The sequence below is a fragment of the Aeromonas sp. genome (assembly GCF_050633025.1).
GTDB lineage: Bacteria > Pseudomonadota > Gammaproteobacteria > Enterobacterales > Aeromonadaceae > Aeromonas.
Window position 1 is genome coordinate 1 of sequence record NZ_JBODRQ010000111.1, and the last position, 10,821, is coordinate 10,821.

At 60.4% G+C, this 10,821-nt stretch carries 11 protein-coding genes and 1 riboswitch; of the genes, 4 read left to right on the forward strand and 7 right to left on the reverse strand.

Going from position 1 to position 10,821, the window contains the following annotated elements:
* A partial coding sequence (locus ACRAUW_RS13860; protein WP_431362739.1) for a hypothetical protein occupies positions 1–897 on the forward strand: 897 nt, incomplete at its 5' end.
* Between the two features lie 121 nt (positions 898–1,018).
* Here the strand turns inward: ACRAUW_RS13860 and ACRAUW_RS13865 are convergent.
* Positions 1,019–2,005 (reverse strand): sodium:calcium antiporter, encoded by a 987-nt coding sequence (locus tag ACRAUW_RS13865; RefSeq protein WP_431362740.1) that lies wholly within the window; start codon positions 2,003–2,005, stop codon positions 1,019–1,021.
* An 87-nt stretch (positions 2,006–2,092) separates the two neighbouring features.
* Positions 2,093–2,200: riboswitch (yybP-ykoY riboswitch) on the reverse strand.
* Positions 2,201–2,372: 172 nt separating this feature from the next.
* Here ACRAUW_RS13865 and ACRAUW_RS13870 point away from each other — a divergent pair.
* A complete protein-coding gene (locus tag ACRAUW_RS13870; protein ID WP_236562859.1) occupies positions 2,373–2,960 on the forward strand; it encodes a superinfection exclusion B family protein in 588 nt (195 codons plus the stop codon).
* Between the two features lie 79 nt (positions 2,961–3,039).
* On the opposite strand, the gene ACRAUW_RS13875 is transcribed toward ACRAUW_RS13870, so the two are convergent.
* Together ACRAUW_RS13875 and ACRAUW_RS13880 are read right to left on the reverse strand one after the other, a co-directional pair.
* Positions 3,040–3,894 (reverse strand): AraC family transcriptional regulator, encoded by an 855-nt coding sequence (locus ACRAUW_RS13875; RefSeq protein WP_431362746.1) that lies wholly within the window; start codon positions 3,892–3,894, stop codon positions 3,040–3,042.
* 4 nt (positions 3,895–3,898) lie between these two features.
* Positions 3,899–4,396, reverse strand: coding sequence for a GNAT family N-acetyltransferase (locus tag ACRAUW_RS13880; RefSeq protein WP_431362741.1), 498 nt, complete (start codon positions 4,394–4,396; stop codon positions 3,899–3,901).
* A gap of 161 nt (positions 4,397–4,557) precedes the next feature.
* Between ACRAUW_RS13880 and ACRAUW_RS13885 the strand changes: the two genes are divergently transcribed.
* Complete coding sequence (locus ACRAUW_RS13885; RefSeq protein ID WP_431362742.1) at positions 4,558–6,006, forward strand: catalase; 1,449 nt, start codon at positions 4,558–4,560, stop codon at positions 6,004–6,006.
* A 573-nt stretch (positions 6,007–6,579) separates the two neighbouring features.
* Here the strand turns inward: ACRAUW_RS13885 and ACRAUW_RS13890 are convergent.
* On the reverse strand, positions 6,580–7,941 hold the full coding sequence (locus ACRAUW_RS13890; protein WP_021231762.1) for an ATP-binding protein: 1,362 nt from the start codon (positions 7,939–7,941) through the stop codon (positions 6,580–6,582).
* A 33-nt stretch (positions 7,942–7,974) separates the two neighbouring features.
* Positions 7,975–8,697 carry a response regulator gene (locus tag ACRAUW_RS13895; protein WP_431362743.1) on the reverse strand — a complete coding sequence of 241 codons (723 nt, stop codon included), beginning with the start codon at positions 8,695–8,697 and terminating at the stop codon, positions 7,975–7,977.
* A gap of 199 nt (positions 8,698–8,896) precedes the next feature.
* Between ACRAUW_RS13895 and ACRAUW_RS13900 the strand changes: the two genes are divergently transcribed.
* Positions 8,897–9,247, forward strand: coding sequence for a hypothetical protein (locus tag ACRAUW_RS13900; protein WP_431362744.1), 351 nt, complete (start codon positions 8,897–8,899; stop codon positions 9,245–9,247).
* A 177-nt stretch (positions 9,248–9,424) separates the two neighbouring features.
* Here the strand turns inward: ACRAUW_RS13900 and ACRAUW_RS13905 are convergent, their stop codons facing one another.
* Entirely contained in the window at positions 9,425–9,844 is a 420-nt protein-coding gene (locus ACRAUW_RS13905; protein ID WP_021231764.1) for a hypothetical protein, read from the reverse strand.
* A 98-nt stretch (positions 9,845–9,942) separates the two neighbouring features.
* On the reverse strand, positions 9,943–10,821 hold an 879-nt coding region (locus tag ACRAUW_RS13910; protein WP_431362745.1), incomplete at its 5' end, for a LysR family transcriptional regulator.

Consider the following 10,821-nt stretch of genomic DNA (forward strand, 5'->3'; position numbering starts at 1 on the left):
TGGCGAGGTGTATACCCGGTCAGAGAGCAACAAGGGGCGGAAGCCGTTGCCAGTAATTTTTGGGCCCCTCTCATGAGTACCATGACCCGCATGCAACGCCGTCAAGACATTTTTATTGGCGGTACCAACGAAATCAGTGGTGAGCAATGGGTCATGAGCATGGGGCACTTTATGGGGCTATTCGATGCAGATTGGCTTGGGATTCGTGCCACTGGCAAAATGATAAATATCCGCTATGCCGAATTCACCTGCGTGGAGCATGGAAAAATCACTAAAACAGGATTGTTCCTGGACCTACTGGGAGTGATGGAGCAAGCGGGTTGCTACCCGCTTCCCCCCTCGACCGGCAAGTACTTTACCTATCCGGGCCCGCGCAATCATGATGGCCTGCTGTTTGCCGATGCCCCCGAAGAGGAAGGGGCTGCAACCTTGGCACTGGTCAACAAGATGGTCAACGATCTCTCTGCACTCAATGACAGTGGCGCGATGGGATGCCCCCCAGAAGTGCTGGAAAAGAGCTGGTCAAAAGACATGATTTGGTACGGTCCTTGTGGTATCGGCGCTTCCTATACCATTCCCCGCTACCAGCAACAGCATCAATTGCCGTTCCGTAACAATCTCAAAGACAAAAAGTTCAATGGCCATGTCTGCCGCTTTGCCGAAGGCAATTTTGCTTGCTTCTTTGGCTGGCCGAATTTGTCAAATACCCCAACAGGTGGCTTCCTTGGTATGCCTGGTGGCGAGATCCGTGCAGATATGCAGGTAGTTGATGTTTATTGCCGGGACGGTGACAAACTCAGCGAAAACTGGGTACTGATCGATATCCCGTTCTGGTTAAAACAACAGGGGCTCGATGTTTTTGAACGCACCCGTCAAATCATGAATCCATCCCTATAATTGAGCTCTTTGCCAACCAACCCCCTTCATAATGAAGGGGGTTTATATTGCCGTGAAAATCAAAGGCCATCGTGGTTACGTATTTATTTGGTTTTTTAATTCCCTGATTTTCCTTCCCGCTTCAGCTCACCAGCAGCCAGCCGCAGAAGCCGAGATAGAGCAGCCCAACCAGCGCCAACCGCCCGGCGGTCATCGCCCCCTTTCTGAACCCCCACCAGAGCAACCCGACCGCCAGCAGCGTCACCAGCGAGGAGGCCATCATGGCGCCATCCAGCAACCAGGGGGTAAAGAGCAGACAGAACGCCTTGGGGATAGTGCCCTGGATCATCATGGCCCCGGAGATATTGGCCAGCGCCAGCCGGTTCTTGCCCTGTCGCACCCAGATCAGCACGTTCATCAGCTCCGGCATCTCGGTCGCCACCGGACTCAACAGCAGGGCCGCCAGCACCGGCGAGAGGCCAAACAGCTCGCCCATGCTCTCCAGCTGATGGACAAACAGCTGGGCCGCCAGCGCTACCACCACCAACGCAGCCAGCGTCTGCAGCAACACCTTGCCAAGGGGCGGGAGCTCCGCGTCGGGAGCCAGCTTGAGGGGCTCCGGCAATTCGACTTCGTGGCTGTCAGCCTGTTTCAACTCTCGCCTTACATAGACGAGGTAGACTAGCACGAACAACGGAGCCAGCCAGCTCTTGCCGGTAAAGGCGACCAGACCCAGCGCGGTTGCCACCAGAAAGATGCCGATAAACCAGCGCTGATCCCGGCCAATCTCGCGCCGCACCTCGCCGTCGATGGCCCGTTCGGTACGCCCCATGCAAAGCAGCAGGGTGAGGCCGACCGCCGCATAGCCGATGGTCGCCAGCACCAGCGGCCCGCCAAGGGCGGCGCCGATGCCGATCTCCTGCTGGGCGGTCGTGTTGCCCATCAGCAGGGCGGTGAGGGTGACGATGCACTCGGGCAGTGCCGTACCCAGTGCCGCCAGCAGGGAGCCGGTGGCACTTTGGGAGAGTTTGAAGTGGTGGCCGGTCCATTCGATTCCGTTGACGAAGTATTCGCAGGCAAGGTAGATGGTGGCCGCAGAGACGAAAAATAACAGCAGGGTAATCAACATAATAGATACCACCAGGCGAGCAGAATAACCGATGGACCCGATATGGCTCGCCCGGCTGGCGTGCATATCGAGGCCAAAGGTCTTGCAGAGCGATACTGCCTATCGCCGCCCATGCCATGGATACGAGGATCCAAGAGTGTTGACATGGGCCCGGCCCGGAATGCGGGCGGGTTGCTACTCCCCAATGACTGAGGGGACGTTTTACCAACTCGACCGCCGCCTCACAAGGCAAATTAATGACAACTAATTCAATAAGTTGTAAGGGAATGTAACCTCGCCAGCCTCCCCTCCCCACCGCCACTGCGTTGTTGGCACACCGATTGCTGTAGGTAGTTCACTATCCACAACAGTTTGGGAAGGATGAACAATGAAACGGTGGATCCAACATTTCTATCAACTGAACCGCCTCAACTGGATGATGGTCTGGTTGTTGCTCTGTTGCAGCATCATTCTGCTGTTTCCAGCCGGGCTGATGAAGGGGGCCGTCAGCCAGTGGGCCACGACCCACGCGGCCTGGCTGGGGGTCGGCATGCTGATCGCCATCTCCTACTTCTGCAGTCAGGGCTTCCTGATCGCCTGGGAGTGGGCATGCGAAGAGTGGCAGGCGCGCCGTCAGCAGGACCAGCTGGCCCAGATGATCGGCTTCCTCGACTTCAACGAGAAAGCGGTGCTGCGCGAGTTCGTGCTGCAGCGTAAAAGCGTCATAAACTTGCCGATCACCGAACCCGCCGTCAAAAACCTGATGGATGCCGGCGTCCTCACCTACGCCTACGGCAAGCCGACCCGGGAGAAGGATGACGAGAACCAGATCCGCGCCCTGATGATCGCCCTGCCCGCCCGACCGCTGCTCACCTACAAGGTGCTGGGGCTGTCGCGTGGCAAGATGAGCGACGAACAGGTGGAGCAGATCATGAATGCCCGCCCCAAATTCGCCCAGAAGGGGTTCCAGCGCTAACCGCCGCCCAACCGCCAGATGCACAAGAGCCGGACACTGTCCGGCTCTCTCGTTTCTGCAGGATCCCGCAGGGTTTTGGCTAGCCCTTCAGGCTGGAGCAGAAGCTCACATCCGCAACCTTGGTCACCGGGTCGAAGCTGTGATAGAGCTCGAAGCAGGGTCGATCATCAAATTCAAAGCCGGCCGCTACCACCTCGCCAATATGTTGCTGCCAGAGTGCGGGGTACTGGGCCGGATCGGTCACGGTAAAACGTGACTTGCCATAACGGCCGCCCGCCAACTGCTGGATCTCCACATTGCCGCTACCTTTGGTACCCGCTGGCACGGTGACGCAGATATCGGTGCGGCACTGCTGGGGGGCGGTGATCTCGGGGTTGTCGTGATAGATAAATATCCACTCCGCCTCTGCCAACCCCTGTTCCGCCGACCACTGGTAGAGCTGGTCGCATACCGGCTCATAGCCGGTGCCATAAGGGCCGGTGACCCGGATATAGGCCAGGGTCCGCGGAGCCATCTGTTCGGTTTTCATCGCTTGCCTCCTTTCATGAGAACGACTTTTAGCATAACCAGCCTCGCGGGCGGCCGCGTGTCCATTCTTGCTCAGTTGCAAGAGTGATGGTTGGCGGCGCAGCGCCCCCGGAGTCATGGCAAACTGCTTGCGAAACGCCTTGGCAAAGGCTTGCGAACTGGCAAAACCGGCCGAGAAGGCAATCTCGGTCACCGGGTCGCTGCTGTAGCAGAGGGAGCGGGCCGCCCGCTCCAACCGCAGGCGGCGTTGCATCTCGGCCGGGGTTTCGCCGGTGACGGCGGTAAAGACCCGATGAAAGTGATAGCTGGAGAGCGCCGCTAGGCTGGCCGCCTCGCTGAGGCAGAGCTCGGGATTCTGCTCCAGCGCCCGGATCACCGGGCGCAATCTAGCCTGATAATCGACCATGCCGTTAGCGACTGGCGCCCCCCGCGACTCTGGCCATATAGAACACATCTACATAGCGCCCTTGGCGGAAGGCATAATCACGAGCCCGCCCCTCCTCCACAAAGCCGAACTTGCGATAGAGCGCCAGCGCCGCTTCGTTATCGACGAAAACCGTCAGTTCAATCCGGTGCAGGTTGAGCCAGTTATCGGCCAGATCCAGCGCCGCGGCCATCAGGGCAGAGCCAACCCCCTTGCCGGCCCAGTCATCCCGCACTCCCATGCCAATCCCGGCCACATGCTTGCGTCTGGGATTGGGCTCCACAAGCAATGAGATCTGACCCACCAGCCTCCCATCGGCCTCCGCCACCAAGGCGACCACATCACCGTTCTCCAACCGTTTTTGCCACTGGCTAAGGGGAGGTGTGGGCAGGTGCAGAGTGCCCGCCTGGGCATTGGGCATGGCGTAGAGATCCCGCAAGGCGGGGGCATCGGCGGGTTCGGCATGACGGATAGTAATCTGCATATGAGGCTCCTTCTCGAAGCCACCATCATGCAATATCCGGCGCGGTTACACATCCCCCAGCAACACCCATTTGTCTTGCCTATCAAAGAGCGAGGAAAGGCCCATTGGCCGAGCACGGCGCAGATCCGTAGGCTGACCCTATATCAACAAGGAGAGAAGCCATGACTGACAAGACCCTGCACAGCGCCAACGGCGCCCCCGTCGTCGACAACAACAACAGCCTCACCGCCGGCCCGCGCGGCCCCGTATTGATGCAAGATATCTGGTTGATGGAGAAACTCGCCCACTTCGACCGCGAGCGCATTCCCGAGCGGGTGGTTCACGCTAAGGGCTCGGGCGCCTACGGCACCTTTACCGTGACCCACGACATCAGCCAGTTCAGCAAGGCCGATCTGTTCAGCGCCATCGGCAAGCAGACGCCTGTATTCCTGCGCTTCTCCACCGTAGCCGGTGAGAAGGGCGCCGCCGATGCCGAACGCGACGTGCGCGGCTTCGCTCTCAAGTTCTATACCGAGCAGGGCAACTGGGATCTGGTGGGCAACAACACCCCGGTCTTTTTCATCCGCGATCCGCTGAAATTCCCTGACTTCATTCACACCCAGAAGCGGGATCCGCGCACCAACCTGCGCAGCGCCACCGCCGCCTGGGACTTCTGGTCACGCCATCCGGAATCCCTGCATCAGGTCACCATACTGTTCAGCGATCGCGGTATTCCCAAGAGCCTGCGGGAGATGAACGGCTACGGCAGCCACACCTTCAGCTTTATCAACGACGCCAACGAGCGCTTCTGGGTCAAGTTCCACTTCAAGACCGAGCAGGGCCACAGCTTCTACACCGATGAAGAGGCCGCCACCGCCGTCGGGCAGGATCGGGAGACCAGTCAGGCGGACCTGTTCAACGCCATCGAGCGGGGCGACTTCCCGCGCTGGAAGGTCTATGTGCAGGTGATGCCGGAGGCCGACGCCCAGACTTACAACATCCACCCGTTCGACCTGACCAAGGTGTGGCCGCACAGCGACTACCCGCTGATCCCGGTGGGCGTGCTAGAGCTCAACCAGAACCCGGACAACTACTTCGCCCATGTGGAGCAGGCCGCCTTTACCCCGGCCAACGTGGTGCCCGGAATCGGCTTCTCGCCGGATCGCATGTTGCAAGGGCGGCTCTTCTCCTACGGTGACACCCAGCGCTATCGCCTCGGCGTCAACCACGGTCTGCTGCCAGTCAATGCCCCGCGCTGCCCGTTCCACCACGGCGCCCATCGTGATGGCGCCATGCGGGCAGACAGCAATGGCGGCGCCAGCCCCAACTACCAGCCGAACCGCTTCGGTACCCAGCAGCCGAGCGAGCAGCACGAACCGGCGCTGAGTCTGGAAGGGGCCGCCCTGCACTACGACTTCCGTGACTACGACAGCGACTACTACAGCCAGCCGGGCAACCTGTTCCGCATCATGGACGAGGGGCAGCGTTCGCGCCTCGCCGCCAACCTGGCGCGCTCCCTGATCAACGTGGAGGATGACGCCATCGTCCAGGCCCAGCTCAAGCACTTCGAGCAGGCCGACCCCGAGTATGCCAAGCGGGTCGAACTGGCACTGGCCGCCCTGCAGCGCTAAGCCGCCAGCAGGCAACATCTGCAAAAACAAAACGGGGGCCTGATGGCCCCCGTTATCGTGATATTGACGGTGAGAAATAGAAAACGGAGCCCGAGGCTCCGTTTTTCAATGCAGTATCAATCCCTTACGGAACGCGCTTCGCGCTCTTCCCGCTCCCTTGCCAACAAGCGTTTGTACCACCAGCTACTACGACGACGTTGTGCATTGGAAGAGCGACGAGCCATTTCTTAGGTTCCAGCCAAGAGAAGAAAGGAGCTGCATTATGCGACAGGGATCACGTCCATGTCTTTAGCTGGATCAAGAAAAGCCTCACAGACCCGCGGAAATCGTACAAGAGCCTGGCGACACAGGGGAAGGAAGGAATCATACGGGGCTAGCTTTGATTGGCTTGTCATGGAAGGGCTTTCAGATTACAGCCCCCGGAAGTGATAAACTGGTGCAGCCTCTGAAATATCACACCTGGTACTCAAGAGCATGCGCCACCACCTTTCTCATCGAAGAACAAGCGCTCAAATGATGAAGTTTGCATGATGCACATGGCGCCATGACAAGGCTGGCGGATAGAGTAACTACTTACAGCGGCAGGCTGATCCGCGCCTCCAGTCCCCCTTGTGGCCGATTGAGCAGGGTCAGCTCGCCGCCGTGCTGATGGACCAGAGTGCGGGCGATGGAGAGCCCCAACCCGACACTGCCGGACTCGGTGTTGCGCGCTTCATCGAGTCGCACGAACGGCTTGAACACATCCTCGAGCCGCGCCGGATCGATCCCCGGCCCGTTATCGCAGACCCGGATCAACAGCTCCTCCTTGCGCCGCTCCAGCGACACTTCGGCGCTGCCGGCATATTTGATGGCGTTGCCGATCAGGTTCTGCAGCACCCGGCGCAGGGTGTTGGCGCGGCAGGCGTAGACCTCTTTGCCCTCCGCCAGACAGGTGACCGGCTGGCCGGTATCGGCATAGTCATCGCACAGGCTGACCAGCAGGCTGACCAGATCCAGCTCGCGGGTGGCCTCCTGCTGCCCCTCCTCGCGGGCAAAGCTGAGGGTTGCCGCCAGCATCTGTTCCATCTGTTGCAGGGTCTGCTGGATCCGCTCCTTGTCCTCGCCATCGGCCAGAAACTCGGTGCGCAGCCGCAGGCTGGTGATGGGGGTGCGCAGATCGTGGGAGATGGCTGCCAGCATTCGGGTTCTGTCCTGCACGAAGCGGTCGAGTCGGGTGTGCATCCGGTTGAAGGCCTGGATCGATTCGCGGATCTCGGTCGGCCCCTCCTCTTTCAAGGGCTCGATATCCTCGCCCCGTCCGAGCCGCTCCGCATTGCCTGCCAGCTGCTTGAGCGGGCGGGTGGCACGGCGAAACAGCAGCACCATCAGCCCGATCACCAGACTGGCGACCAGCATCAGGTTGAGGGTGGTCTGCCACGACCAGCTGCCCGCCTCCTTGTCGACCAGCGAGCTGAACTGCAGCCAGCCCCCCTGCGGCAGTTCGATGGAGCCATAGAGCCGCATATCCCGTGGCGGGGGCGGCCCCTTGCGATCCCGCATCATGCGGGCATGATGTTCCCACGCCTTGCTGCGCTGAGTATCCTCTTTTAGCTCGGCGCTGATCTCGACGGTGAGGCCGGGGGGATAGTTGAGGCGCGAGCGCACCAGCTGCTCGAAGCGGGGGCTGCGGTTATCCGGTTGCAGCGGCTCATCGGAGAGGCGCAGCAGCAGGGTTTCACTGCGGCTGGCCTTGAGGATCTCGTCATAGAGGGACGGGGGGGAGAGGGAGAGCAGCCTGACCACCGAGATGATCCGCTGCATGGCGTTGCGGCTGTTGACGAAGCCGAGCGCCTCCTCCCGATCCGTGCGGTAGATCTGGATGCTGAGCAGCTGGATCAGGATCAACCCCGCCAGCGCCACCAGAATGATCTGGCCGGTCAACCCCTTGGGCCACATCCGTGCCCACAGCCGTTTCAATACATTCACCGCTTAAACCTGCGTCACGTTGGCGGAGAACATATAGCCGCCACCCCAGATGGTCTTGATCAGCTCCGGATTCTTGGGATCCCGCTCCAGCTTGCGGCGCAGGCGGCTCACCAGGGTATCGATGGCGCGATCGAAGGCTACCGCCTCGCGGCCACGGGCCAGATCCAGCAGTTGATCCCGGCTCAGCACCCGCTGCGGGCGTTCCAGAAACACCTTGAGCAGATCGAACTCGGCGGTGGAGAGGCTGAGGCCCACCCCATCCTCATCGACCAGTTCCCGACGATTGACGTCGAGCAGCCAGCGATCGAAGCGCAGATCCCGGGTCAGAGTCTCGGCGGCGGGCTGGGTGTCGGCCTGGGTGCGGCGCATCACCGCCTTGATGCGCGCCAGCAGCTCGCGCGGGTTGAAGGGCTTGGCCAGATAGTCATCGGCCCCCATCTCCAATCCGATGATGCGGTCGGTCTCTTCCCCCATGGCGGTCAGCATGATGATGGGCAAACTCGACTTGGCGCGCAGTTCGCGGCAGAGGGTTAGACCATCTTCACCCGGCATCATCAGATCCAGCACCAGCAGGTCGAACTCCCGCTCCTCCAGCAGCCGTTTCATCTCCTTGCCGTCCCGGGCACAGCTGACCCGCAGGCCGTGCTGTTCCAGAAAGCGTTTCAAGAGATCGCGGATCTCGCTGTGGTCGTCGACCACCAGAATGTGGGTGTTGCCCTGGTTCATGAATACCTCCCCTGCTTGGCGTTGGCCCGAGTATACGAAAATACGCTGCGCGGTTTGTGTCAAAGTGTGCCAGATCCGCACGATGCCACACTCTGCTACAAAAAAGGGCGATACTGGCAAAGTTCAGACACCGACAGGGTGTTTACTTGAGGGCAAGGCAAGAGCGCCGAACCAGAATCATCCCTACAGGAGATAGACCATGAAAAAGCTGACCAAAACCCTGCTGACTGCCACCCTGATCCTTGGCCTGCCGCTGGGCGCCTATGCAGCCAGTGAAGCGGCCCCCACCGGCCAGCCCGGTGCGATGGTGGATTGCCCGATGGACGGCGGCGGCATGATGGGTGGCAAACACCACGGTGGCCGCCACGACAAGATGGCCCGCATGCAGAACATGACCCCGGAGCAGATTCAGGCCAACCTGCAGCAACGTTATGATCGCATCGAGGATCCTGCCAAGAAGGCGGAGTTCATCAAGAAGCTCAACGAGCGTGTCGCCGGCATGACCAAGCACGCCGAAGCGATGAAGCAGTTCGCCGAAGCGAACCAGTAACAACGCCAGGTGTTGTCAACCCAAGGGTGGCCGAGGTCACCCTTTTTGCGCTTACTGCGTTGAGCAGCAGATTGGTTGAACGCTGGTGATTGCCAATAAAAGAGGGGAGCCTGATGCTCCCCCTCTTGCTATCTGCACCGGTGCGGGTGTGCAGCCCACTTCACCGGCCGAGCGAACTTAGCCCTGAGCCTTGTCGGTCAGCTCTACTTTCTTGACAGTTTCGCCTTCGAACTTGATAACGACGTTCTTCTTGGCGGCGTCGGTATCTTTCAGCAGGGTTGTGGTTGTCTCTGCCAGCAGCGGAGATGCCTTCTTCAGGGCATCCAGATCATAGGTCCACACTTCCAGACCGGCCTCGGTCTTGGTAGAGGCAGGAGCGCCCAGCTTCTCTTTGACTGCCTGCTTGTTGGAGCCGCCTTCCTTGATATCCAGAGCCTTTTTGATGGCTTCGTTGGATGCGCTGTCCATGGCACCGGATACGGCAGTGCTGGCTGCATCCTTGACGCTGCTGGTGACGCTGTCGGTCAGCGAATCCATCAGGCCGGCATTGGCAAACAGGGGCAGGGTGGTGAGGGCAACCAGCAAACTCTTTTTCATTTTCTACAGCTTCCATGGGTTCAATGAGGCGGCTATGGAACCAATAAAAGAGCTGGGTGTCAAGTGAAGCAGCTCTTGAGCTGTCTGTTAACTGAGTCTCATTTTTCACCAGCCGCAAACAGTTTTGGGATCTCCCGCACCAGCCAGCTTTTGGCCTTGCCCATGGTGTCTCGCCGCCAGGCCAGCACGACCTGGATCTGATGGCGATATTCGGGGCTGATCACCTTGAGTCGTCCGGCCCGGATGTCCTCCTCAATCCAGCTCTGTGGCATGGTGCCGACGCCGATCCCTGCCAGCAGGGCATCCCGTTTCTCCGTCATGGTGCTGACAGTGAGGCGCGGCTGCTTGTCCAGCAGGCGGTAGGTGAGAACCGGTTTGCGCAGGGCGGTATCGGCCACCGCGATGGCGCGGTAGCGGCGCAGGGTCTCGTCGGCCAAGGGTTCGGGCTCCTGATGCAGCGGGTGGTCGGGGTGGGCGACATAGAGCATCACCTCCTCTTTCAGCACCTGATGCTTGATGCCGGTCATCATGATGTCCGGGTTGATGGAAGAGATAAGCAGGTCGGCACGGCCATCTTCCAGGCATTCCCAGCTACCCGCCAGCACCTCGGCCCGCAGCCGCAGTCGGGTATCGGTCTGCTCGGCCAGCTTCTCCACCAAGGGGTAGAGGGCCTGCACCGGGACCAGCGCATCGACGGCGACTGTGATGTCGGTCTCCCAGCCGCGGGCCAGTGCCCGGGTTTCACCTACCAGATGCTCGGCAGCCTCCAGCAGCACCCGGCCGCGCTCCAGCAGCATGCGCCCCGCCGGAGTGAACTTGGTGCGATGGCCACTGCGGTCAAACAGCATGGCATCCAGTTCGTCTTCCAGCTTCTGCACCGTATAGCTCAATGCCGAGGGCACCTTGCCCAGCTCGTCGGCCGCCGCCGCAAAGCTGCCGCGGCGGTCGATGGCGTCCAGCACCCGGATTGCCTCCAG

Bases quoted from the DNA above. Each gene is read 5' to 3' on its own strand.
- ACRAUW_RS13885 (WP_431362742.1), top strand. From the start codon at position 4,558: ATGACTGACAAGACCCTGCACAGCGCCAACGGCGCCCCCGTCGTCGAC.
- ACRAUW_RS13895 (WP_431362743.1), bottom strand. From the start codon at position 8,697: ATGAACCAGGGCAACACCCACATTCTGGTGGTCGACGACCACAGCGAG.
- ACRAUW_RS13880 (WP_431362741.1), bottom strand. From the start codon at position 4,396: ATGCAGATTACTATCCGTCATGCCGAACCCGCCGATGCCCCCGCCTTG.
- ACRAUW_RS13865 (WP_431362740.1), bottom strand. From the start codon at position 2,005: ATGTTGATTACCCTGCTGTTATTTTTCGTCTCTGCGGCCACCATCTAC.
- ACRAUW_RS13900 (WP_431362744.1), top strand. From the start codon at position 8,897: ATGAAAAAGCTGACCAAAACCCTGCTGACTGCCACCCTGATCCTTGGC.
- ACRAUW_RS13890 (WP_021231762.1), bottom strand. From the start codon at position 7,941: ATGTGGCCCAAGGGGTTGACCGGCCAGATCATTCTGGTGGCGCTGGCG.
- ACRAUW_RS13875 (WP_431362746.1), bottom strand. From the start codon at position 3,894: ATGGTCGATTATCAGGCTAGATTGCGCCCGGTGATCCGGGCGCTGGAG.
- ACRAUW_RS13905 (WP_021231764.1), bottom strand. From the start codon at position 9,844: ATGAAAAAGAGTTTGCTGGTTGCCCTCACCACCCTGCCCCTGTTTGCC.
- ACRAUW_RS13870 (WP_236562859.1), top strand. From the start codon at position 2,373: ATGAAACGGTGGATCCAACATTTCTATCAACTGAACCGCCTCAACTGG.